A 21,755-nucleotide genomic window follows, 5' to 3' on the forward strand; every position below is an offset into this window, starting at 1 on the left:
CGATGCGCCTGATCCTTGCCGTAGCCGTTGCCGCCACGCCCCTTGCCGCCCAGACCTGGACACCGCGCGAGGACGACACCGGATTCGGAAAGGCCGCGCTGGATGCCCGGTTACGCGGCGGGACCATCGAATTCTACGACGGCGGACAGGCCGAATACTACGTAGATGGCCGGTACACCTATACCTACGCGAATGAAGGCGGCACCGGATATGGCTATTTCGAGGTCATGGAAGACGGCCGGATCTGCATCGACTTCGTCAACGGGTTCTCGCGCTGCGATCTCTATGTGACGGACGCGCAGAACCGGTTGGTGGTTATCACCGAAAAGGGCGACAGGTTTCCCGTACGGTGACGTGACCCCAAAGGTCATACGAGACCTTAACGTCGGATAAATCAAATGCAGTCATTTTGAAACCAACCGCGCCCTCGCGGGTTGATCTGATGTAATGCCAGTAACGGAAGGTAAATCCATGACGGGAATGCTGACTTTTGCGGCGGCTTCCATTCTTATTGCTCTTGTCCGGGCCTGGACAGGTCTGTGACAGAGCCTAGCAAACGGGCCCTAGACAGCTGCCGAGGGCCGTAACGGACGCCCCCCTCTATTCCCTGATCAGCACCAGCAGTGCAGCGATGGTCAGCGCCACGCCGCCCAACACTAGCACAGGCGGGGCGCCGTGACCCAGGGCAATCTCCCACAGCAGCACCCATGACGGGGTCAGGTAGGTGTAGGCCATCACCTTGGATGCCGGCAGCCGCAGGGAAGCATATTGCAGCGCCATAAAGGTGGCGACGGTGGCGAACGACACGATGTAGGCGAGCGCCAGCCAGACCATCAGCGGCAGCGCGGCCCAGTCCGTTGCCAGCAGGTCGCGCCAGCCGTAAGCGGCGATCAGCAGCGCTCCGGCAGTCAGGATGCCGGTGGTGAAGACCGCAGGCGGTTCACCACGATTGAGCTTGGCGAGCAAGGGCGCATAGATTGCGTGGCAGATGCAGCCGACGAAATAGATGGCTTCGCCGCGGCCGATCTGGAAGCGCATGAGGGCCGCGACGTCGCCCTGAAAGATCACCCAGAGAGCGCCGGCTGCCCCGACCGAGAGGCCGAGCGCGATGCGGGGGGTCAGGATCTGGCGCAGCAGGAGATAGCCGAAACCGGCAGCCATGATCGGGATCAGGGTGAAAACGGCGGCGGCGCTGACCGGGGCGGCGGATCTCAATCCTTCGAACATCAGCACGAAATAGGTGCCAAAGAGTGCGGCCAGCACGAAATAGCGCCACGGAGCCCTGAAGTGCGCGCGGCGAACCTTGCCGGAGGCCGCTGCCAGAGCGCCGGTGAGCACGGCGGCCAAAAGGAAACGCACGGCTTGCAGCGCGGCTGGCGCGATCTCGTTGGCGACCAGCGCCCCCAGCGAAAAGGACCCTGCGACCAGCGCCGAGAAGACCAGCATCGCCAGGTGGCCTTTGGCCGCCTCAGTCATTGCCCGCGCAGTCCACTTCCCAATCCTTGGCATGGGCCTTGAGGTACTTCAGGAAGGCCTGCACCTTGACCGCACGGTGCAGATCAACGTGGGTGACCAACCAGAGCTGTGACGACCATTCGTCGCGCGGCGGCATGACCTCGACGAGGTCCGGGTGGCGGCAGGCCTCGAATACCGAGATGAAGCCGATGCCTATGCCGGACACCACCGCCTCGGCGGCGGCACGGCTGTCGGTGCTGCGAAAGACACAGGCGGACTCGGGCACCTGCCCGCGCAGCCAGCGGTACATCGGCGCCCGGCTGTCCTTGTCGTCGTGAGAAACCAGCCGGTGCCGGGCAAGATCGTCGTCGGTTTTGGGCACGCCGTGCGCCGCGACATAGCTTTTCGCGGCATAGAGCGCGACGGGCTGGCGAAAGAACGGTTGCACCACGTTGTCGGGCTGCTCGGGCGGGGCACCGGCACGGATTGCGACGTGGGCCTCGCCGTATTCCAGCCGGAACAGCCGGTCGCCGGTGAGGTAGCGGATTACCACGTCCGGGTATTCACGCTGAAACTCGGCCATCACCTGCGCGAACTGCCCGGCCATGCCGGCCAACGAGGTCACCACCAGTTCGCCCGAGACGCCCTCGCCCCGACCCTTGATGCGCCCTTGCAACTGGTTGAACTGATCCTCGGTGGTCTGGGCCACGCGCAGCAGGTCCTGCCCGGCTTCGGTGGGGGTGTACCCGCGGGCATGGCGCTGGAACAGCTTGGCACCAAGCTGCGCCTCGAGCGCGTCGATGTGTCGGATCACAGTGGCGTGGTGCACGCCCAACGCCTCGGCGGCGCCGCTGACGGTGCCGTGCAGCGCGACCTGATACGCCGTGCGGACCTCTCCCCAATTGTCCATTCGGTTCCTCGTGAACTGTGTGCGCAAACGCGCAAGTCTTGTTAAATTGATGGCATTGAGTTCGGAAATGCAATGGCTATTTGTCGGTGCAGAGACAGACATCAAGATCCGGAGACCAACCATGACCACCCAGACCGTTCTGCGCATCGACGCATCTGCCCGCAAGACCGGCTCGGCCACCCGCGCCCTGACCGACGCCGTTGTCGAAACGCTGTCGCCGGCGCGTGTGATCACCCGTGACCTCGCCGATACGCCGCTGCCGCAGGTAGACGAGGCCTGGGTGAGCGCGAACTTCACCCCCGCCGAGGATCGGACCGAGGCGCAGCGCGAGAAGCTGACTCTGTCGGACGCTCTGGTTGCGCAGGTGCAGGAGGCCGATACGCTCGTGATCGGTATGCCGGTCTACAACTTCAATCTGCCCGCCTCGCTGAAGACATGGGTCGACCAGATCGCGCGCGCCGGGGTGACCTTCCGCTACACCGCCGATGGCCCCGAGGGGCTGATGACCGGCAAGAAGGCAATCGTGGCCTATGCCTCGGGCGGAACGCCGTTGGGCTCGGAGTTCGACCATGCCTCGACATACCTGCGGTTCATACTTGGCTTCGTGGGCATCACCGATGTGACCTTCGTGACCGACGAAGCCGAAGCGGTGAAGGCCGCCGCCTGATCGCTTGGGAGGTTTTCGCCGCGCCTGTGCGCGTCGACAGGCTGGGCGCTCTGCCCCCAGACCTCCCGGGATATTTCCGGCCAGAAGAAGACCAGGAGGCCGGCTCGTGTCATGCGGGCCGGCTTGACTCTCTGTTGGACTTGGCCTAATCCCCGCGCCAACACCCGGAAGCACTGTGCCTTCCGGTCCCTTGGGCCTAGCCCGGGATCGCCTCCCACCAGCGCGTTGCGCCCGTGGGAGCGTTTGTGCTTTGAGCGGTCGCGTCTTACATGAGGCGGCAAGGGAAACGAGATCGGGAGGCGAAAGCCCCATGTTCGAAAGTCTGTCAGATCGCCTTTCCGGCGTCTTCGACCGCCTCACCAAGCAGGGCGCGCTGAGCGCCGACGACGTCAAGACCGCGCTGCGCGAAGTGCGGGTCGCGCTGCTGGAGGCCGACGTGTCGCTGCCGGTGGCACGTAACTTCATCAAGGCGGTGGAGGCCAAGGCCACCGGCGCGGCGGTAACCAAATCGGTCACGCCGGGCCAACAGGTCGTCAAGATCGTCCATGACGAGCTGATCGAAGTGCTGAAGGGCGAGGGCGAACCCGGCACGCTGAAGATCGACAATGCCCCGGCGCCGATCCTGATGGTCGGCCTGCAGGGCTCGGGCAAGACCACCACCACCGGCAAGCTGGCCAAACGGTTGAAGGATCGCGACGGCAAGAAGGTGTTGATGGCCTCGCTCGACATCTATCGGCCGGCGGCGATGGACCAGCTGGCAGTGCTGGGCAAGCAGGTTGGTGTCGACACGCTGCCGATCGTCAAGGGCGAGAGCGCGGTGCAGATCGCCAAACGCGCCAAGCAGCAGGCGATGTTGGGCGGCTACGACGTCTACATGCTGGACACCGCCGGCCGCCTGCAGATCGACCAGGTGCTGATGCAGGAGGTCGAAGATGTCCGCGACGCCGTGCAGCCGCGCGAGACGCTTCTGGTGGTGGACGGTCTGACCGGTCAGGTCGCCGTGGAGGTCGCCGAAGAATTTGACGGCAAGATCGGCATCTCCGGCGTGGTGCTCACCCGGATGGACGGTGACGGGCGCGGCGGCGCGGCGCTGTCGATGCGTGCGGTCACCGGCAAGCCGATCAAGTTCGTCGGTCTGGGCGAAAAGATGGACGCGCTCGAGACCTTCGAACCGGAGCGCATCGCCGGCCGCATCCTCGGCATGGGCGACATCGTTGCGCTGGTCGAGAAGGCCCAGGAAACGCTGGAGATGGAGCAGGCCGAGCGCATGATGAAGCGCTTCCAGAAAGGCCAGTTCAACTTCAACGACCTGAAGATGCAGATGGACCAGATGCTCAAGATGGGCGGCATGCAGGGCATGATGTCGATGATGCCGGGCATGGGCAAGATGGCCAAGCAGGTCGAGGACTCAGGGTTCGATGACCGCGCCATCCGCCAGCAGATCGCGCTGATCAATTCGATGACCAAGAAGGAACGCGCCAACCCGCAGCTGTTGCAGGCCAGCCGCAAGAAACGCATCGCGGCGGGTGCGGGCATGGAGGTCAGCGACCTCAACAAACTTCTGAAGATGCAGCGCCAAATGGGCGACATGATGAAGAAGATGGGCAAGATGGGCAAAGGCGGCATGCTGAAACAGGCGATGCGTGGCATGTTCGGCGGCAAAGGCGGTCTGCCCCCTGAAATGGCACAGGGCATGGACCCCAAGGCGCTGGAAGCAGCGGCCAAACAGATGGGCGCCAAGGGCGGTCTGCCCGGGTTGGGTGGCGCGTCGCTTCCGCCGGGCCTCAGCGGCTTCGGAAAGAAGAAGTAGGCCATGCTGTCGCCTGTCTCCCTTCCCTGCCCCGGTGCAGAGATTGCCGCCGCCGCGCGTGCCGCGCTTCCGGTGCTGGCGACAGCCCGGCTGATCCTGCGCGCGCCGGAGGTGGACGATTTCGCGCTGTTCGAACGGCTGTTTTCGTCGCCTGCCGCGAAGTTCGTGGGACAGGCCCCGGACGTCGAGACGATCTGGGCGCAATTCGCCAATTACGTGGCGGGCTGGGTGCTGCGCGGCGACGGGATGTTCACTGTCTGCCATGGCGGCGCGCCGGTGGGCTTTGTTTTCGCAGGCGTGGAGCCGGGCGACGAGGCTATTGAACTGGGGTTCTTCATCGCCCCGGAAGCGCAGCGGCAGGGCTTTGCGCTGGAAGGTGCGCAGGCGGCGTTGGCCCACCTGAAGGGCCTCGGGGCCGACCGTGTCGTCAGCTACGTCGCACCTGACAATACCGCGAGTCAGGCACTGGTCACCAAGCTGGGCGGCGTCCAGAGCGGCACGCTCGACGGTGCATTGGTGTTCGATTACCCGCTTGAGGGCACGGCATGAGGCCGCGGAAGAAAGGATACGCTCTTGACTGACAACGTCACCCGCACGGCCGAGCTTCTGAAGGGCCACCGCGCCAGCATCGACCGGCTGGACGCGATCCTTGTCTATACGCTGGGCGAGCGGTTCAAGCATACCCAGGCCGTGGGCAAGCTGAAGGCTGAACACGACCTACCCCCCTCCGATCCTGACCGCGAAGCGAACCAGATCGCGCGTCTGGAGGAATTGGCAATTCAGGCCGATCTCGACCCGGAGTTCGCCAAGAAGTTCCTGAACTTCATCATCGCCGAAGTCATTCGGCACCACCAGCAACACCAATCATAGGCCGGACCGACCGGCCCCACACGCCATTCAAAGGAGAAACCCAATGGCCATCAAACTTCGTCTCGCCCGTGGCGGCAGCAAGAAACGCCCCTTCTACCGCATCGTCGCCGCCGACTCGCGCATGCCGCGCGACGGCCGCTACATCGAGAAGCTGGGCACCTATAACCCGCTGCTGCCGAAAGACAGCGAAGACCGCGTGAAGCTCGACATGGAGCGCGTGCAGTACTGGCTGGGCGAAGGCGCACAGACCACAGACCGCGTGTCGCGCTTCCTGGAAGCTGCCGGCGTCGTCGACAAGAAAGAGCGTGCCAACGCCAAGAAAGGCACCCCGGGCAAGAAAGCCCAGGAACGCGCCGAGGAAAAGGCTGCAAAGGCTGCCGAAGCCGCTGAAGCGACCGCGGAAGAATAAGCGCGCGGGCCGTCGTCATGACGTGCTTCTCGGAGGACTTCCGGGCGCAATTGACCGATCTGATGCGCTGGCGGCGCGACGTGCGCCACTTTCGCCGCGATCCGGTGGACGAGGCACTGCTCCGGCAGTGCCTCGACGCGTTTCTGCTGGCCCCCTCGGTGGGGCTGAGCGAGCCGTGGCGGGTAGTGCGTGTACGCAGCGCCGAGGCGCGGCAGGCAGCGCAGAAGAACTTCGAAGCCTGCAATGCACGGGCGCTGGACGGTTATGACGGTGAGAAAGCGCAGCATTACAGCGGGCTGAAGCTGTCGGGGATGCGCGACGCGCCCGAGCAGGTAGCAGTATTCTGCGCCGAGGACACGGCGAAGGGCGCAGGACTTGGTGCCGCGACTATGCCCGAAACACGGCGGTATTCCACGGTCGGTGCGATCACGCTTTTCTGGCTCTATGCCCGGGCGCGGGGTCTTGGCGTCGGCTGGGTGTCGATCCTCGATCCGGACCGGCTGAAGCGCGACCTCGCGGTGCCCGGGGACTGGGCACTGGTGGCCTATCTCTGCATCGGCTGGCCCGAGGAAGAGAGCATGACGCCGGAACTGGAGACTGCGGGCTGGGAAAAGCGCCGGGGCAGCCTGCCCTTGCGCGAGGTTTAAGCATAAATGCCTTGTGGCGCGGGCCACGGGGCTTTTTCATGGCCGGTGAGCAGTGACAGAATGCGACGGAAGGTGACTATGTCTGAACAGGTTTGCGTGGGCGCGATTGCAGGCGCTTTCGGCGTGCACGGCGAAGTGCGGCTGAAAAGCTTTACCGCAGAGCCGGAGGCGATCGCCGGCTACGGCCCCTTGAGCACTGAAGACGGCCGCGCGTTCGACATCGATCTGGGTCGTCCGGTCAAGGGCGGCTTCGCGGCGCGGCTGTCGGGTGTGGCCACGAAGGAGCAGGCGGATGAGCTGCGCGGGGTTCAGTTGTTTGCGCCGCGTGATCGTCTGCCGGATCTGGACGATGACGAATATTACCACGCCGACCTGATCGGGATCGAGGTTTTCGACACCGGCGGCGTGTCGCTGGGGCGGGTCAAGGCGGTGCACAACCACGGTGCCGACGACCTGCTGGAGGTGCATGGTCCGGGACTGAAATCTACAGTGCTGCTTCCCTTTACGCTGGCGGCGGTGCCGACGGTGGACATTGGCGCCGGTCGGATCGTGGCGGATCCGCCGAAGGGGCTCTTTCCCGACACCGACGAGGATTGAGCCTTGGTGCGCATCGTCATCCACGCTGGGTTTCACAAGACCGGGACGACCTCGGTCCAGACCATGGCGGCGACGAATGCCGAGGTCTTGATGCCCCACGTGCGGGTCTTTCTGCGCGACGATTTTCGCGGGCTGACCGATGCGGCGCGGGCCTACTCCATAGCCGAGGACGCGGTGGCCCTTGAACACGTCTACGAGGCTGCGGAGGCGTTCTTCGACACGCTGGACAAGGATGACCCGCGCCCGGTGGCGCTGCTGAGCGAAGACCTGTCGGGGCATCTACCGGGGCGGCATGACATCGCGGATTATGGTGCGGCACCGGCATTGATGGCGCAGATCGCGGCGGCGGCGGTGACGGTGTTTCGCCAATCGGCTGACCTGAGGTTTCATTTCTCCACCCGGGCGGCGGAGCCATGGTTCCGCAGCGCCTATTGGCAGATCCTGCGCTCGGCGCGCCGGACGGAAGGGCCGGACGACTTCGCGAGGCTGTTCGCGCGGGCGGCAAAGTTCGACACGGTGGTCGCCCAGACGGCCAAGGCAGTCGATCCCTTCTTAGTGCAGGCGATGAGCCTGGAGGACATGAGCGAGCTGCCCCAGGGTCCGATGACGCCGGTTCTCGATCTGCTCGAGGTGCCGGAGGCGGCACGCCAGGAGCTTCAGACCGGTACGACGTCGAACTCTCGGCCCAAGGGGCTGGACGACGTGTTTCTCGCGCTCAACCGATGTGCCCTGCCCGATGGCAAGGTGGTTTCGCTGAAAAAGACCATGCTGCGGATGGCGCGGCGGATCGAGGCAAAGCGCGAGCGTTAGGCGAAAGCCCCGTTGCGGACCAGACTGCGCAGGTTGATCAGCTGACGCACTCGGTGCGGCCCCCTGTCCCGCCCGCGCGGTGGGATCCCGGACCAGGCACGCAGCAGACGATGGCGGGTGTAGAAGAGCGCCGTTTCGAGGTCGAGCGCGGGATATGCGGCCGCAAAGCCCTGTTTCCAGACGCGCGGCATGGGCGTTGCATCCTCGGGCAATTCCCGGACATGCAGCAGCAGATCGGCCCACAGCTCTCCGACATCGCGGGCGGCTGGATGCGCGGCGAGGTTCTCGAAATCGATGCCCGTCATGGTGTCGCCGTCGGTCAGAAGATTGGCCAGCGTCATGTCGCCGTGCAGGACGGCGTGCGGGGTCGGACGGTCGCGGAGCGCCAAGGCGTCATGGTGCAGTCTGTCCTGTGCTGTCCGGTAGGCGCGGATGTCGGCGCAGGCCGGTGCGGGATCAAGCCGACGAAGGGCAGGCTTCGGATTGAAGACGGCCTCCGACGTGGGGCGTCCCGCGTGCAGGTGATGCAACCACGCCCCGGCCTGTGACAGGATCACGCCCGGATCGTCCCCGTCCAGCAGCGCCATGCGGCCGGATCGTCCGGGGACATAGGCCAGCAGCAGCGCGCGATGTGCGTCATCGAAGGCATGCAGGCGTTGCGCGGCCAGCCGGGGCGTGCCGCGAAAGATGCGCCCCGCCTGCCGGTGCGCACGGACAATGCGTCGAAACTGGTTCGGCGCGGCATCGGGAAAGCGCTTGAGAACGACATCCCCGACGCGCCAGATCTGCGCGCCAAGCAGTTCCACGTCGGCAGGCGGGGTCTCCGGGCTCAGCGCGGTCCATGCGGCGAGGGGCAGGTCATCGGTCAGCATGTCCCCTTGTGACGCGATTTCGGCATCCCGGCCAAGCCCGAACCCCTTCCCTGCTGCGTTTTCACCGGGTAAGGAGCGCCCATGACACAGCCGCCCAACAAGTCCCATGGCCGCAAGGCCGTCCGCCCGACGCTGAAACCCGAACCGTTGATGCGCGACGCACCGGATCTGGCGCATGCTTGGCGGGCGACGGTGATCACGCTGTTCCCCGAGATGTTTCCCGGCGTGCTGGGCGGATCGTTGACCGGGCGGGCGTTGAAGGACGGGTTATGGCAGCTCGACACGGTGCAGTTGCGTGACTTTGGCGAAGGCAAGCATCGCAACGTGGACGACACGCCCGCTGGCGGTGGAGCGGGGATGGTGCTGCGACCCGACATCATGGCGCGCGCGATCGAGCACGCGTTGCGCAAGGGACCGGGGCCGCTGATCTACCTCAGCCCGCGTGGCAAGCGCTTTGACCAGAAGATGGCCCGCAGCCTCGCCACCACACCGGGCGCGGTGTTCATCTGCGGCCGCTTCGAAGGGCTGGATCAGCGGGTGATCGAGCACTACGGGATTTCCGAGGTCTCGCTCGGCGATTTCGTCATGACCGGTGGAGAGATTGCGGCACAGGCGATGATCGACGCCACTGTGCGGCTTTTGCCGGGCGTGCTGGGCAATGAGGCCAGCGCCGAAGAGGAAAGCTTCTCCAACGGGCTGCTGGAGCATCCGCAGTACACCAAGCCCGCCGAATGGCGGGGCCGCCGCATCCCCGACGTGCTTCTGTCGGGCCACCACGGCGAGATCGCCAAGTGGCGGCAGGCGCAGTCCGAGGCGCTGACCCGTGCACGCCGGCCCGACCTTTGGGAGGCCTGGCAGACACGGGCCAGTGACACCCGGCGGCGCAGCGACTAGGGTCGCCGCATGACAGGCCGCCAGCGCGATGCCGGCGGCCGGCCGACAATGCCGGAGCTTGCCGCGTGACACTGACCGTATTCCTTGCCGTTCTTCTGGCCGCGATGCTGCACGCCACGTGGAATGCGCTGGTCAAGGGCGGGTTCGACAAGCATGTGGCGATGACGGCAGTGGTTCTGGGGCATGTGCCGCTTGCGCTGCTCGCCCTGCCCTTCATCCCCTTGCCGGCGCTGGCCGGGTTGCCTTGGCTTTTTGCCGGCATCGCGCTGCACCTTGGCTATCAGCTGTTCCTGATCGCGGGCTACCGGGCAGGCGACCTGACGCAGGTTTACCCGATCGCACGTGGATCAGCCCCGCTGATCGTGGCAGCGGTGTCGGTGGGGGCGCTGGGTGTCACCCTCGCCCCGGCCGAGCTGACCGCCATCGGTCTGATCGCCGCCGGAATTCTGTCGCTGGCGCTGGTGCGCCGCGCCGACGGCACCCGCAACCCGCGCGCCGCGGCCATGGCGCTGGGCACCGGCGGGTTCATCGCCGCCTATTCGCTTGTCGATGGCATGGGCGCGCGGGCGGCAGGCACCGCTATGGGCTACTGGACTTGGGCGGCGCTGGGCAATGCGGTGCTGTATTGTGCCTTCATCGCCTGGAGCCGGCCTGGGCTGATCCGGCAATTGCCCCGTGACCGGCGGGTCATGCGCATGGGGCTGATCGGCGGCAGTGCTTCCTACTTGGCCTATGCCATCGTCGTCTGGGCCTTTACCCAGGCTCCGATCGCACTGGTCACCGCGCTGCGCGAGACCTCGATAGTCTTTGCGCTGCTGATCGGCGTGATCGTCCTGCGCGAGCGGCTGGACCTTGCCAAGGTGGCCTCGACCATGGTGACGATCCTCGGTGCCGGGCTGCTGCGCTTTGCAAGGGGCTGACGGCCGGGTCCCGAGATCGCGGCAGGCCGTTTTCTCTTGATATCGGCGCCGATCTCTGGTTTACCCCGCGCATTCCGCGCCGCGCTGGCCCTTTCCTGATTCCCGTCTGCTTCTGGCGGGGATCGAGCAGGGCACCAGAGGCAAGGCCGCGGGACAAAGGACAGCAAAGCCGACCTGATCTCTGGCGGGCGCATAGGCGGACCCGAAAGAAGACCAAGAGCTCTGAGGCCGACCACCTTCACGGGCCAAACCGTGAGAGACATAGGAGAGGATCAGATGAATCTGATCGCAGAACTCGAGGCCGAACAGATCGCCTCGCTCGGGAAGGAGATTCCCGATTTCAAGGCCGGCGACACCATCCGTGTCGGCTACAAGGTGACCGAGGGCACGCGTACCCGGGTGCAGAACTACGAAGGCGTCTGCATCAGCCGCAAGAACGGCGAAGGTATCGCGGGATCGTTCACCGTCCGCAAGATTTCGTTCGGCGAAGGCGTGGAACGTGTGTTCCCGCTGTATTCGACCAACATCGACAGCATCACCGTGGTGCGTCGGGGCCGTGTGCGTCGTGCGAAGCTGTATTACCTGCGCTCGCGCCGTGGTAAATCGGCCCGTATCGCCGAGGTCAGCAACTACAAGCCGAAGGCCGACAAGGCCGCCGCAGACGCGTAAGGAGCGGTTCGATGAAGCAAGACATCCATCCCGATTACCACGTCATCGACGTCAAGATGACCGATGGCACCGTCGTCCAGATGCGCTCGACCTGGGGCAAGGAAGGCGACACCATGACGCTGGACATCGACCCGTCGGCGCACCCGGCCTGGACCGGCGGCAACACCCGCCTGCTCGACCAGGGCGGTCGCGTGTCGAAGTTCAAGAAGAAATACGAGGGGCTCGGGTTCTAAGCACCCGACGCACATCGCGCAAAGGCGTGAGGCTGCCCCCGGGATACCCGCGGGGCAGCCTTTTTTCTTTTGGTGCCCTCGCCTTTTGACGAAAGCGAGTTTTTCCATGTCTGATATTTCCCTGTCCCGCAGGCCGTCGCTGTGGCGCGAAGGCCTGCTGCTTGGTGCGCTGGTCATACCCGGCCCCTTCGCGGTGGACATGTTCCTGCCTGCGATGCCGGATATCACCCGCGACCTCGACGCCTCGATCGCCGCGACACAGGCGACGCTGACCGCCTATTTCATCGCCTTCGGCCTGGCGCAGATGCTCTATGGCCCGTGGTCGGACGCGGTGGGCCGCAAACGACCCGTTTATGCCGGGCTGGCGGTGTTCCTCTTGGGCACGCTGGGCTGCTCCTTCGCGCCCTCGATCGGGGTGCTGATCGCGGCTCGCGTGTTGCAGGCGGTGGGGGCGGCGGTGCTGATGGTGGTGCCGCGTGCCATCATCCGCGACCGCCACACCGGCGACGCGGGCACCCGGATGATGGCGATGATCATGCTGGTGATGTCGGTCTCGCCGATGCTGGCGCCGCTGACCGGATCGCTGTTGATGGGCTTTGGCGGCTGGCGGATGATCTTCGGTGTGCTGGCCATGGCAGGCGCCTTCGCGCTGTTCATAAGCTGGCGCGCCCTGCCCGAGACGCTGCCCATGGATGCCCGGCGTCCGGTCAATGCCCGCACCATGGCAAGCGGCATCGCCACACTGTCGCGTGACAGGGGCTTCATGGGGCTCACGATGGTGGGCGGCTTTGGCATGGCCAGCTTCTTCGTCTACCTCGCGATGTCGCCTTTCGTCTTCACCGGCAGCTATGGGCTGAGCCCCGAGCAGTTCAGCCTCGCCTTCGCGCTGAACGCGCTGGGCTTCATCGGCGCCTCGCAGTTCGCCGCCACGCTGGGCGCGCGGTTCGGCGCGGCGCGGGTGGTGACTTTCGCCACGCTGGGCTTTGCCGCCTGTGCCCTCGGGCTGGCGGTCTGGGCGATGCTGGCCGAGCTGCCGCTGGCAGGTCTGGTTGTCGGGCTGATGCTGGGCAACGCCTGTCTCGGGCTGGTGGTACCGACCTCGATGGTGCTGGCGCTGGAAGAGCACGGCCCGATCGCAGGGCTTGCCTCGTCCTATGGCGGCACCTTGCAGATGGTGGTGGGCGGCGTGATGATCGGGCTGACGGGGGTGTTTTTCGACGGCTCGCCGGCCCGATTGATCCTTGCCATTCTGGTCTGTGCGGCGCTGGCGGTCGTCACCGTCGTGGCAACCCGCAACCGGGTGGCCGCAATCTGAAGCGCTGCGTCCTTGGTCAGTGCGAGATGCCCCTTGCCAGCCCCGCGCGGGAGTGAAATGTAGCGGAAAACTCCGAAGCAGTTCACAGGCAAGAGGGCAGCGCCATGGCGCATCTCATCGTCGTCGGCAACGAAAAGGGCGGCGCCGGCAAGTCCACCGTATCGATGCATGTGGCCACCGCTCTGGCGCGGATGGGGCACCGGGTTGGGGTGCTCGACCTAGACCTGCGCCAGAAGACCTTCGGCCGCTACATCCACAACCGCACCAGCCACATGGCTCAGGCCGGGCTGGACCTGCCCACGCCGAGCTACGTCGATTTCATACCCGGCGACGTCGCCACGCAGGAGGCGCGGTTGTCGCAGGCGCTGGCCGATCTCGACCCGGTCAGCGACTTCATACTGATCGATTGTCCCGGCTCGCACACCCGTCTCAGCCAGATGGCGCATTCGGTGGCCGACACGTTGGTGACGCCGCTGAACGATAGTTTCGTGGACTTCGACCTGTTGGCGCATATCGACACCGACGGCGAGGTCATCACCGGCCCGTCGGTCTATTCCGAAATGGTCTGGGCCGCCCGCCAGCGCCGCGCCAAGGCCGGGCTGAAGCCAATCGACTGGATCGTATTGCGCAACCGCGTGGGCGCACAGCAGATGGTCAACAAGATGAAGATGCAGCACGCGGTCGAGAAGCTCGCCAAGCGCATCGGCTTTCGCGTCGGACCGGGGTTTTCCGAGAGGGTTGTGTTTCGGGAACTGTTCCCCCGCGGGCTGACCCTGCTGGACCTGCGCGATGCTGGGGTCAAGCAGCTGAACATGTCGAACATCGCAGCCCGGCAGGAATTGCGCGACCTGATCAAGGCGCTGAACCTGCCCGGTGTAAAGGTCGATTTCTGACACCGGGTATTGCCGAGGCCGCGAAGATCACGCCCGATGGATACCGAACCCCAGTCCGGTCCCTAGCCGCAGTGTTGGGCTTGGGGGGGGGTCAGGTTTCGTGACACAGCTTCGGCACGCCATCGGCAATCCGCTGCCTCACGGCCGCGACGCGCAGACACCTTCGCGCCGGGGGCCCGTTCAGGGCGCCCCCCGGCCGTTGCGATGAGCCGAAAATCCGCGTCACCTCATGCCGGTCGCCTGGGTTCAGCCCATCCAACATGGTGGCCCCCAGCAACAGCGATTCCGACAGGCAGCCGTTGGCACAGACAACCTCGTGCCGGTCGCAGGCGAAGTGGACCCACGTGATGCGCCGGCGGCCGTTCATCTTCCGTATGCCACGCAACCCGATCAAAGCCTTGGCAGGCGCATAGACCTCGGAGGCGAAGCATGCCTGCAGCTGACCTCGTCCCCCCACCAGAATGCGATGCTGCGGCGATACGATCAGGTCTTGCGCTGGCCGCCCGTTTCCCAGCGCATGCGCCGAGATCAACACCGGCACTTCATTTCCGCAGGCGCTGTCCAGGCTCCGATGGCTGCGGTGCACCCAGCGAATGACGCGGGGCCCGTGGTCAAGTGTCCAGACCAGATCACCCGCGCGCAAGGTTTCCACCCGACACGGCCCTGTGGGGGTGTCGATCAGGGTGCCGGCGGCGTAGCAGACCACCGAGACGGTTTCGACGTTGATCGGCGAGGTTCCGGCCGTCTGGGTGGTGTAGGAATCGACGCCGGCCGCGCCGTCAACCAAGGTTATCTGCTCACGATTGCCGGTCGTGATTGCGTCGTTGCCGTCGCCGGCCTTGATCTTTGCGCCCTGTGCGTCGTCGCCGAGCGTGATCGTATCGTTGCCGCCGCCTGTGTCCAGCTCCTCAAAGGTCGCGCGGTCGCCCAGGGTTACGCTGTCATCCCCGCCCGACGACGTCAGCTTCAGGAAGGTTGCGTCGTCCCCGACCGTCATGACCGTCCCACCGCCCAGGGTGTTCCAGTCGCCGGTCGCGGTGAACCCGTTGCCAAGGCTGATGGTGTTGCTGTCCGAGGCCGACCCCCAGAGTTTGCCGAGAGTGACATTGTCACCGGCCTGCAGCGTGAACCCGTCAGCGCTCTGTGACGCCATGTCGACAAGGCCGGCATCGACGCCGTCCGCGACCGTGACCGACGGAATCAGGTCGCTGTGGCTGGTGATGTTAAATGCATTGGGGTTGCTGTCGTTGATGAGAACGTCAAAGGCATGCGGGCCGCCACCGGACGAGGCGAAGGTGATGTCGAAGTCGGCAGACGGATCGATAATGAAGACATCGCCCGGCGAGACCGTGATCGTCTCGCCCGCATGCAATTCGTCAGGACCGAGCGGGTCCTTGGTGGCAGAAACGATGGTGTAGGTCGCCACGATACGCTCCGTCCGGTGCAGGGCATTCGGGCGAAACTACCGCTGTGGGGCTTTCCAAAGGGTTGCGCGCCGCAGATATGTCTCTCGAGTTTTACGCACTGACGGTCCCGGACCGGCCACTACGTCAGGCTTAGAGTCCGGACCGACGGTCCTACGCGTGATCCCTGAGGCCTGCTCGGCGCGCATGGCCCAGAGCCGAAACGAAAAGGGGCCGCCCGAAGGCGACCCCAATCATCCGACAGGATGGCGTGACTTACATCATGCCGCCCATGCCGCCCATGCCGCCCATGTCGGGCATGCCAGCGCCACCGGCGCCCGGCTTCTCGGGCTTGTCGGCAACCATGGCTTCGGTGGTGATCAGCAGACCGGCGATCGAGGCCGCGTCCTGCAGGGCAGTCCGCACCACTTTCGCGGGGTCGATCACGCCGAACGAGAACATGTCGCCATATTCTTCGGTCTGGGCGTTGAAGCCGAACTTCAGGTCGTCGCTTTCGCGGACCTTGCCAGCCACGACCGAGCCGTCAACACCGGCGTTCTCGGCGATCTGACGCAGGGGCGCTTCCAGCGCCTTGCGCACGATCGAGATACCGACGTTCTGGTCGTTGTTCTCGCCGGTCAGACCTTCGAGACCCTTGGCGGCCTGAACCAGGGCCACACCGCCGCCGACGACGATGCCTTCCTGAACGGCCGCGCGGGTCGCGTTCAGGGCGTCATCGACGCGGTCCTTGCGCTCTTTGACTTCCACTTCGGTCATGCCACCGACGCGGATGACGGCAACACCGCCGGCCAGCTTGGCCACGCGCTCTTGCAGCTTCTCACGGTCGTAGTCCGAGGTGGTTTCCTCGATCTGAGTGCGGATTTGCGAAACCCGTGCTTCGATCTCGGCTTTCTCGCCCGCACCGTCGACGATGGTGGTTTCGTCCTTGGTGATCGAGACTTTCTTGGCGGTGCCCAGCATGTCCATGGTGACCGACTCGAGCTTCATGCCCAGGTCTTCCGAGATCACCTGACCGCCGGTCAGGATCGCGATGTCCTGCAGCATGGCCTTGCGGCGATCGCCGAAGCCCGGAGCCTTCACGGCCGCGATTTTCAGACCACCGCGCAGCTTGTTGACCACGAGGGTCGCCAGCGCCTCGCCTTCCACGTCCTCGGCGATGATCAGCAGCGGCTTTTGCGACTGGATCACGGACTCGAGCAGCGGCACCATCGGCTGCAGCGACGAGAGTTTCTTCTCGTGCAGCAGGATCATGCAGTCTTCAAGCTCTGCAATCATCTTGTCCGAGTTGGTGACGAAATAGGGCGACAGGTAGCCGCGGTCGAACTGCATGCCTTCGACGACATCGGTCTCGGTCTCGAGGCCTTTGTTCTCTTCGACGGTGATCACGCCTTCGTTCCCGACTTTCTGCATCGCGTCAGCGATCTGCTGGCCGATTTCCTTCTCGCCATTGGCCGAGATGGTGCCGACCTGAGCGACTTCGTGGCTGTCCGAGACTTCGCGCGAAGCCGCTTTGATGGCTTCGACGACTTTCTGGGTGGCCAGATCGATGCCGCGCTTGAGGTCCATCGGGTTCATGCCCGCTGCGACCGACTTCATGCCTTCCTTGACGATGGCCTGGGCCAGAACCGTCGCGGTGGTGGTGCCGTCACCGGCTTCGTCGTTGGTGCGCTGGGCCACTTCCTTGACCATTTGCGCGCCCATGTTTTCGAACTTGTCTTCCAGTTCGATTTCCTTGGCAACCGACACACCGTCCTTGGTGATGCGCGGTGCGCCGAAGGATTTATCCAGCACGACGTTGCGGCCTTTGGGGCCGAGGGTCACCTTCACCGCATTGGCGAGGATGTTGACGCCCTTGAGCATCTTGTTGCGGGCATCGGTGTCGAATTTGACGTCCTTGGCAGACATATCTGTCTCTCCTTGAATTCCGGGGGTTGGGGAAAGCGTAGGATGGGTGGTCTCCACCCATCGACCTCACATCAGGCGATGACGCCCATGATGTCGCTTTCCTTCATGATCAGCAGCTCTTCGCCGTCCAGGTTGATCTCAGTGCCCGACCATTTGCCGAACAGGATCTTGTCGCCGGCCTTGACGTCCATCGCGATGCGGTCGCCGTCGTCGTCACGCGCGCCGGCGCCGACGGAGACGACTTCGCCTTCCTGCGGCTTTTCCTTGGCGCTGTCGGGAATGATCAGGCCGCCCTTGGTTTTTTCTTCGCTCTCGGTGCGACGCACAAGCACGCGATCGTGCAGCGGTGTAAATGCCATCTTTGCAGCTCCTTGGCTCAAAGTTCGTTTCAGTCGTCCCTCTCCCTCGGGGAGGGTATTAGCACTCACCCTGTTTGAGTGCTAACGACGCATAGCTATGGATTTGGAAACCGCGTGTCAACGAGTCGCAGCGCAAAAATTTGGCGCGACGTCACTGCTGGCTTCGGCCCCAGCCACGTGCGGTTGGCGATGCCTGCGGCACACGGGATATGCCCAGATCAGATCGGGCACAAGTAAGCTGAAGATTAGTGTCGCGCTCCGGCCAGCCGAGCGTAGAGGATCAACTCCGGGCGGTATTCGAAATGCATGCCATCGAAATGGTGCCACTTGCCGCCCCAGATAAAGCCGAAGCGTTCCAGCGTGCGGACGACCGGTTCGGGTATTCCATTGCGGTAGTCGCCTACCTGCCCTTCCTCGGCCCCGCTCCAGCGCCAGTAGCCGCCGTATTTGGTGTTGAGGTCGAGTGCGATCCCGAAGCTGTGCGCGCTCAGGCGCCGGGTTCCCGATATCGGGCGCCAGTTGAAGCTGCCTCCGATGCCGCGCAGGCTGGGGTGATCCGCTGCGTTGCTTCTGGCGATCGCTGCCATGGCAGCGGCCAACTGACAGGCCACGCCGTGCTTGTCAGTCATCAGGTACGAGGCCTTCCCGGGCCCGGGATAGCGCACTTTTTTCAGGCTCGCCCGTGCCTCGCTTTCGCTTCCGAAATAGAGCGCGCGGAAGAACGCGTCATTGCGCACCCGCCCCGGATCGTTCCACGGCTGGCTGCGGGCATCGAGGTCGAAGGCCAGCGGATAGGCGTAATGAAACTGTTCGAGGATCGAGCCCGAAGTCAACATGCCCTTCGGGTCGCCAGACCGAAGCCGGCCCAGCGGCAAGGTCGCCCCGCCGGTCGAGACCGTCCCTTCGGCAAGGTCGACGATCACGCCGGGATAGGCGGTCTCGAGCGCAAGTTTCAAAGGGGAGACCCCGTTCGTCGGCAAATCCAACGCCATGAAGTCGCGCGCGCCGCAATCGGCGGCCACCGCCGGCTGAGCCAGGAAGCTCAGCAGCAGAAGCCCGTGACGTAGCCTGTTCAGCACCCCTTGCGGCCTTCCTCGTTCTTCAGCGCGTTGACGCGGTCGATATCGGCGCGGCTGAGGCTGGGCGCCGAGGTGTGGCAGTCGGAATTGTCGAACGTCCGTTTACCGCGCGCGCCCTTGAAGCAGTAGCCGTATCTGTCGAAGATCGCGTTGCGCTGATACCAGAGTTCATCGCAGGACAGCGCGCGCAGCGTGGTTTTCGGTGCCGGAGCCGGGGCTGGCGTCGGGGCCGCGGGCACCGGCTCGGCATAGGCGGCGAGCTTCTGTTTCGCCTCGCCGGCGTAACGACCATTGGGAAAGACGATCAGGTAGGTCCGATAAGCATCTTCATTGTCGGTGGCGGTGGTACGCTCCCAGAACTCGGTGTCAGCCATGGCCAGCAGCAGGTTGCGCGCGTCTTCGGCCTTGGGATGGTCGGGATAGCGCGATACGAAGGCCTCCAGATCGGCCTTCCGGCCGCTCTGTGCGGCATTGATAAAGGCCACCATCGGATCTTCGGCTGCCGGTTTCAGGGCTGGTGCAGGCGCGGCGGGCTGCCCCCCAGGCAGAGCCACCAGGTAGATTTCCCGGTCCGGCAACTGCATCCGCTCAATCGGGACCTGGCGGCCTTTGGTCAAGGTTTTGACCTGCCCGCGCACCTTGCGGAACATCCGGCCGACTTCCAGACCCGGTTCGTCCAGCACCTCGAGAAGCGCCGTGGTGTAGGGGCTGTGATCGGTCTCGCCATCGTCCGCGGTGCTGCCAGCCTCGGCGGCGAAGCTCACCACCAGCCCGCTTTCTCCATCCAGCGACACCGGCGCCAACCCACGGCTCAGCGAACGGGTGCCGTTGATGCGCTTCATTGACGTGGCGAAGGGATTGTCGCGGCAGGCGTCGATTAGCACCATACCCAGCTTGCCGGCCTGACGCACCGGCGTCAGCATCGCATCGAGGTTGACGGCTTCGTAGACGGCGGTCGCCTCTGTGCGCATCTCGGCATCGACCGGGATCATATAGTTCGATCCCGACATCTCGATGCCGTGACCGGCGTAGAACACCAGCGCCAGGTCGGCGCCAAGAGCCCTTTCGGCAAAACGGCCCAGCGCGACGCGGAAGGCTTGCCCACCAAGGTTTTCATGCAGGCTGACCTCGAATCCGATCCGTTCAAGCTTTTCTGCGACGGCGCGGGCGTCGTTGACCGGGTTGGCAAGCGGCGTCGAATGGGCGTAGTCGGAGTTACCGATCACCAGAGCCACGCGCTCTTCCGCCTGCACCATGGTGACGAGACCGACCCAGCACAACAGGGCCATGGTCATGATATGCATTGCGGTTTCCCTTTATCTTGACAGCTCGCGTAAGCGGGCAGCGGTGTTCGAGGCCACGCAGACCGCGACGTCGTTCTGTCCAGCACAGCGTTGTTCGCGTTGGCGGATCCAGTCGCCCTGCCCTGCGGCGGCAGAGCTGTTGCGGCTGCGTGCGGCCTTGTAGCTTTGCAGCAGAAGCTGGTCCTGTCGGCCGAGGATGTCGCTGGCGCAGATCGCGCGCTCCACCCGGGTGGCGGCCTTTGCGCAGTTGAACCCTGGCCTCACGTTGCCCGATTCCCGGCCCGAACGCAGCGCGTTGATCCGGTCGCCCGAGACGGTGTCGACACAGTCCGACACGCTCCAGCCGGCGCCGTTGCAGGCGGCACTGCGCTGCCGGATCCATGACCGCTGCTCGGACGAGCTGACCCAGCCGTTGCCGCGCGCCGTCGTGTACGCGGCAAGCAGATCGTTGTCCTGTCGCGACAGATGGGCGCTGCCGCAGATCGCATGTTCCACCGGGTTTGAGGCCTTGCGGCAATCGAAGCTCGGACCGGACGAGGCCGTAGGCGCGGTCATACGGGGCGTCTGCACCACCGGTTCCACAGCCTTCGGCGGCTCAGGCGCAGCGGGCTTGGTCAGGGTGGCAAGCCGCCGGGTCGCTTCGTCCACGTGCTGACCGTCGGAGAAAACGATCAGGTAGCGGCGGTAGGCCTGCGCGCTATCTTCCGCAACGATAGTCTTCCAATAGGCATCGTCCTGCATCAGCTTGATCAGCGACCGCGCCTCTTCGGCACGGGGATGATCGGGATACCGGCTGGCGAAGTCCACCAGAGGCTCGAGCGCGCCACTGGTCACGGCATCGAGATAGATCGCCATTGGGTCGCGATCCACGGGCCGCCGAGGTGCCGGCGCTGTCGGCGTAACAGGCGCAAGGGCGGCGTCTTCGGGGACAAAGTAGATTGCCCTGTCGGGCAATTGCATACGCTCAACCGGCACCTGCCCGCCCTTGGTGGATTCGCGCACACGCGCACGTACCTTGCGGAACAGGCGGCCGACCTCTAGCCCCGGCTCGTCAATCACCTCGAGCAAGGCAGCGGTGTAAGGGCTGTTGATGCCGTCGCCATCCTCGGCCGTGCTGCCCTCTTGCGCGGCGAAGCTGACGATCAGCCCGCGCTCGCCCTCGACATTGACCGGGGCCAGCCCGCGCGACAGCGACCGGGTGCCGCTGTTGCGTTTCATCGCGGCCGCGAAGGGGTTGTCGCGACAGGCGTCGAGCATGACGATGCCTAGCGTACCAGCCAAGGTCACCGCCGATATGACATCGTCCAGTGCCACTGCTTCGAACTGCGCTGTCGCCTCGGATCGCATCGCAGCGTCAATCGGGATGAGGTAGTTGCGCCCGCTCATCTCGATGCCGTGACCGGCGTAGAACACCAGCGCCACGTCGGCGTTCAAGGCAACTTCGGTGAACTGCCCGAGAGCGATGCGCATCTGCTGCCCGCCGAGGTCCTCATGGGCAAAGACCTCGAACCCGAGCGCATCCAGCTTGCCGGCCAGCGCACGGGCATCGTTCTTGGGATTGGCCAGGGTCGAAGCATTGGCGTAGGTCGAGTTGCCGATCACCAGCGCCACCCGCCGCTCGGCCATGGCGGGACCGGCAAGGAACATCAGGACCGCCGTCATCAACCCGAGAAATCGCGTGAAGTCAGAAGACATGGTCTTTTCCTTTCGCGT

24 protein-coding genes are annotated in these 21,755 nt (G+C 64.8%); 15 read left to right on the forward strand and 9 right to left on the reverse strand.

Annotation, left to right across the window (positions count from 1 at the left end; translation table 11 throughout):
- Nucleotides 1-2: 2 nt before the first annotated feature.
- The gene (locus AC04PT_RS11875) at nucleotides 3-353 is read left to right on the forward strand and encodes a hypothetical protein (protein WP_482873897.1); all 351 of its coding nucleotides are present in this window, start codon (nucleotides 3-5) and stop codon (nucleotides 351-353) included.
- 247 nt (nucleotides 354-600) lie between these two features.
- Here AC04PT_RS11875 and AC04PT_RS11880 read toward each other — a convergent pair whose 3' ends face one another.
- Entirely contained in the window at nucleotides 601-1,476 is an 876-nt protein-coding gene (locus AC04PT_RS11880) for a DMT family transporter (RefSeq protein ID WP_482873898.1), read from the reverse strand.
- Nucleotides 1,469-2,365, reverse strand: a complete 897-nt coding sequence (locus tag AC04PT_RS11885) for a LysR family transcriptional regulator (protein ID WP_482873899.1) — start codon at nucleotides 2,363-2,365, stop codon at nucleotides 1,469-1,471. Before AC04PT_RS11885 ends, AC04PT_RS11880 begins: the two co-directional genes overlap by 8 nt.
- A 121-nt stretch (nucleotides 2,366-2,486) precedes the next feature.
- On the opposite strand from AC04PT_RS11885, the gene AC04PT_RS11890 reads away from it, so the two are divergent.
- The 8 genes from AC04PT_RS11890 to AC04PT_RS11925 all read left to right on the forward strand — a co-directional run bounded on the left by AC04PT_RS11890 (nucleotide 2,487) and on the right by AC04PT_RS11925 (nucleotide 8,175).
- Nucleotides 2,487-3,032, forward strand: coding sequence for an FMN-dependent NADH-azoreductase (locus AC04PT_RS11890; RefSeq protein WP_482873900.1), 546 nt, complete (start codon nucleotides 2,487-2,489; stop codon nucleotides 3,030-3,032).
- A gap of 310 nt (nucleotides 3,033-3,342) precedes the next feature.
- Nucleotides 3,343-4,842 (forward strand): signal recognition particle protein, encoded by a 1,500-nt coding sequence (gene ffh, locus AC04PT_RS11895; RefSeq protein WP_482873901.1) that lies wholly within the window; start codon nucleotides 3,343-3,345, stop codon nucleotides 4,840-4,842.
- A 3-nt stretch (nucleotides 4,843-4,845) separates the two neighbouring features.
- Nucleotides 4,846-5,391 (forward strand): GNAT family N-acetyltransferase, encoded by a 546-nt coding sequence (locus AC04PT_RS11900; protein WP_482873902.1) that lies wholly within the window; start codon nucleotides 4,846-4,848, stop codon nucleotides 5,389-5,391.
- 24 nt (nucleotides 5,392-5,415) lie between these two features.
- Complete coding sequence (locus AC04PT_RS11905; RefSeq protein WP_482873903.1) at nucleotides 5,416-5,712, forward strand: chorismate mutase; 297 nt, start codon at nucleotides 5,416-5,418, stop codon at nucleotides 5,710-5,712.
- A 43-nt stretch (nucleotides 5,713-5,755) separates the two neighbouring features.
- Nucleotides 5,756-6,121: a 30S ribosomal protein S16 gene (gene rpsP, locus AC04PT_RS11910; RefSeq protein WP_482873904.1), complete on the forward strand. Its 366-nt coding sequence runs from the start codon at nucleotides 5,756-5,758 to the stop codon at nucleotides 6,119-6,121.
- A gap of 17 nt (nucleotides 6,122-6,138) precedes the next feature.
- Complete coding sequence (bluB, locus tag AC04PT_RS11915) at nucleotides 6,139-6,768, forward strand: 5,6-dimethylbenzimidazole synthase (RefSeq protein WP_482873905.1); 630 nt, start codon at nucleotides 6,139-6,141, stop codon at nucleotides 6,766-6,768.
- Nucleotides 6,769-6,846: 78 nt separating this feature from the next.
- Nucleotides 6,847-7,365, forward strand: a complete 519-nt coding sequence (gene rimM / locus AC04PT_RS11920) for a ribosome maturation factor RimM (protein ID WP_482873906.1) — start codon at nucleotides 6,847-6,849, stop codon at nucleotides 7,363-7,365.
- Between the two features lie 6 nt (nucleotides 7,366-7,371).
- Nucleotides 7,372-8,175, forward strand: coding sequence for a hypothetical protein (locus AC04PT_RS11925; protein ID WP_482873984.1), 804 nt, complete (start codon nucleotides 7,372-7,374; stop codon nucleotides 8,173-8,175).
- On the opposite strand, the gene AC04PT_RS11930 is transcribed toward AC04PT_RS11925, so the two are convergent.
- The gene (locus AC04PT_RS11930) at nucleotides 8,172-9,047 is read right to left on the reverse strand and encodes a phosphotransferase (RefSeq protein ID WP_482873907.1); all 876 of its coding nucleotides are present in this window, start codon (nucleotides 9,045-9,047) and stop codon (nucleotides 8,172-8,174) included. The genes AC04PT_RS11925 and AC04PT_RS11930 overlap by 4 nt on opposite strands.
- A gap of 81 nt (nucleotides 9,048-9,128) precedes the next feature.
- Between AC04PT_RS11930 and trmD the strand changes: the two genes are divergently transcribed.
- From trmD to AC04PT_RS11960, 6 genes are all read left to right on the forward strand, one after another.
- A complete protein-coding gene (trmD, locus tag AC04PT_RS11935) occupies nucleotides 9,129-9,941 on the forward strand; it encodes a tRNA (guanosine(37)-N1)-methyltransferase TrmD (RefSeq protein ID WP_482873908.1) in 813 nt (270 codons plus the stop codon).
- Nucleotides 9,942-10,006: 65 nt separating this feature from the next.
- Nucleotides 10,007-10,861: an EamA family transporter gene (locus AC04PT_RS11940; protein ID WP_482873909.1), complete on the forward strand. Its 855-nt coding sequence runs from the start codon at nucleotides 10,007-10,009 to the stop codon at nucleotides 10,859-10,861.
- A 276-nt stretch (nucleotides 10,862-11,137) separates the two neighbouring features.
- Nucleotides 11,138-11,530, forward strand: coding sequence for a 50S ribosomal protein L19 (gene rplS / locus AC04PT_RS11945; protein WP_482873910.1), 393 nt, complete (start codon nucleotides 11,138-11,140; stop codon nucleotides 11,528-11,530).
- 11 nt (nucleotides 11,531-11,541) lie between these two features.
- Nucleotides 11,542-11,763: a 50S ribosomal protein L31 gene (gene rpmE, locus AC04PT_RS11950; RefSeq protein ID WP_482873911.1), complete on the forward strand. Its 222-nt coding sequence runs from the start codon at nucleotides 11,542-11,544 to the stop codon at nucleotides 11,761-11,763.
- Between the two features lie 106 nt (nucleotides 11,764-11,869).
- Entirely contained in the window at nucleotides 11,870-13,078 is a 1,209-nt protein-coding gene (locus AC04PT_RS11955; protein WP_482873912.1) for a multidrug effflux MFS transporter, read from the forward strand.
- Between the two features lie 104 nt (nucleotides 13,079-13,182).
- Complete coding sequence (locus AC04PT_RS11960) at nucleotides 13,183-13,971, forward strand: division plane positioning ATPase MipZ (RefSeq protein ID WP_482873913.1); 789 nt, start codon at nucleotides 13,183-13,185, stop codon at nucleotides 13,969-13,971.
- Nucleotides 13,972-14,062: 91 nt separating this feature from the next.
- On the opposite strand, the gene AC04PT_RS11965 is transcribed toward AC04PT_RS11960, so the two are convergent.
- From AC04PT_RS11965 to AC04PT_RS11990, 6 genes are all read right to left on the reverse strand, one after another.
- Nucleotides 14,063-15,397 (reverse strand): Hint domain-containing protein, encoded by a 1,335-nt coding sequence (locus AC04PT_RS11965; RefSeq protein ID WP_482873914.1) that lies wholly within the window; start codon nucleotides 15,395-15,397, stop codon nucleotides 14,063-14,065.
- 253 nt (nucleotides 15,398-15,650) lie between these two features.
- The gene (gene groL / locus AC04PT_RS11970) at nucleotides 15,651-17,300 is read right to left on the reverse strand and encodes a chaperonin GroEL (RefSeq protein ID WP_482873915.1); all 1,650 of its coding nucleotides are present in this window, start codon (nucleotides 17,298-17,300) and stop codon (nucleotides 15,651-15,653) included.
- Nucleotides 17,301-17,371: 71 nt separating this feature from the next.
- The gene (gene groES, locus AC04PT_RS11975) at nucleotides 17,372-17,659 is read right to left on the reverse strand and encodes a co-chaperone GroES (protein WP_482873916.1); all 288 of its coding nucleotides are present in this window, start codon (nucleotides 17,657-17,659) and stop codon (nucleotides 17,372-17,374) included.
- Between the two features lie 245 nt (nucleotides 17,660-17,904).
- Entirely contained in the window at nucleotides 17,905-18,738 is an 834-nt protein-coding gene (locus AC04PT_RS11980) for a M15 family metallopeptidase (protein WP_482873917.1), read from the reverse strand.
- Nucleotides 18,732-20,042 carry a caspase family protein gene (locus tag AC04PT_RS11985; RefSeq protein WP_482873918.1) on the reverse strand — a complete coding sequence of 437 codons (1,311 nt, stop codon included), beginning with the start codon at nucleotides 20,040-20,042 and terminating at the stop codon, nucleotides 18,732-18,734. The genes AC04PT_RS11980 and AC04PT_RS11985 overlap by 7 nt, the downstream gene beginning before the upstream one ends.
- 12 nt (nucleotides 20,043-20,054) lie before the next feature.
- Nucleotides 20,055-21,737 carry a caspase family protein gene (locus AC04PT_RS11990; protein ID WP_482873919.1) on the reverse strand — a complete coding sequence of 561 codons (1,683 nt, stop codon included), beginning with the start codon at nucleotides 21,735-21,737 and terminating at the stop codon, nucleotides 20,055-20,057.
- Between the last annotated feature and the right edge of the window lie 18 nt (nucleotides 21,738-21,755).

It is taken from the genome of Litorisediminivivens sp. KMU-197, from assembly GCF_056858395.1.

Coding starts and splice junctions, on each gene's coding strand:
- rpsP (WP_482873904.1), top strand. CDS start 5,756: ATGGCCATCAAACTTCGTCTCGCCCGTGGCGGCAGCAAGAAACGCCCC.
- AC04PT_RS11960 (WP_482873913.1), top strand. CDS start 13,183: ATGGCGCATCTCATCGTCGTCGGCAACGAAAAGGGCGGCGCCGGCAAG.
- rimM (WP_482873906.1), top strand. CDS start 6,847: ATGTCTGAACAGGTTTGCGTGGGCGCGATTGCAGGCGCTTTCGGCGTG.
- trmD (WP_482873908.1), top strand. CDS start 9,129: ATGACACAGCCGCCCAACAAGTCCCATGGCCGCAAGGCCGTCCGCCCG.
- AC04PT_RS11900 (WP_482873902.1), top strand. CDS start 4,846: ATGCTGTCGCCTGTCTCCCTTCCCTGCCCCGGTGCAGAGATTGCCGCC.
- bluB (WP_482873905.1), top strand. CDS start 6,139: ATGACGTGCTTCTCGGAGGACTTCCGGGCGCAATTGACCGATCTGATG.
- groES (WP_482873916.1), bottom strand. CDS start 17,659: ATGGCATTTACACCGCTGCACGATCGCGTGCTTGTGCGTCGCACCGAG.
- rpmE (WP_482873911.1), top strand. CDS start 11,542: ATGAAGCAAGACATCCATCCCGATTACCACGTCATCGACGTCAAGATG.
- AC04PT_RS11880 (WP_482873898.1), bottom strand. CDS start 1,476: ATGACTGAGGCGGCCAAAGGCCACCTGGCGATGCTGGTCTTCTCGGCG.
- AC04PT_RS11885 (WP_482873899.1), bottom strand. CDS start 2,365: ATGGACAATTGGGGAGAGGTCCGCACGGCGTATCAGGTCGCGCTGCAC.
- AC04PT_RS11990 (WP_482873919.1), bottom strand. CDS start 21,737: ATGTCTTCTGACTTCACGCGATTTCTCGGGTTGATGACGGCGGTCCTG.
- AC04PT_RS11875 (WP_482873897.1), top strand. CDS start 3: ATGCGCCTGATCCTTGCCGTAGCCGTTGCCGCCACGCCCCTTGCCGCC.
- AC04PT_RS11955 (WP_482873912.1), top strand. CDS start 11,870: ATGTCTGATATTTCCCTGTCCCGCAGGCCGTCGCTGTGGCGCGAAGGC.
- ffh (WP_482873901.1), top strand. CDS start 3,343: ATGTTCGAAAGTCTGTCAGATCGCCTTTCCGGCGTCTTCGACCGCCTC.
- rplS (WP_482873910.1), top strand. CDS start 11,138: ATGAATCTGATCGCAGAACTCGAGGCCGAACAGATCGCCTCGCTCGGG.
- AC04PT_RS11930 (WP_482873907.1), bottom strand. CDS start 9,047: ATGCTGACCGATGACCTGCCCCTCGCCGCATGGACCGCGCTGAGCCCG.
- groL (WP_482873915.1), bottom strand. CDS start 17,300: ATGTCTGCCAAGGACGTCAAATTCGACACCGATGCCCGCAACAAGATG.
- AC04PT_RS11985 (WP_482873918.1), bottom strand. CDS start 20,042: ATGCATATCATGACCATGGCCCTGTTGTGCTGGGTCGGTCTCGTCACC.
- AC04PT_RS11890 (WP_482873900.1), top strand. CDS start 2,487: ATGACCACCCAGACCGTTCTGCGCATCGACGCATCTGCCCGCAAGACC.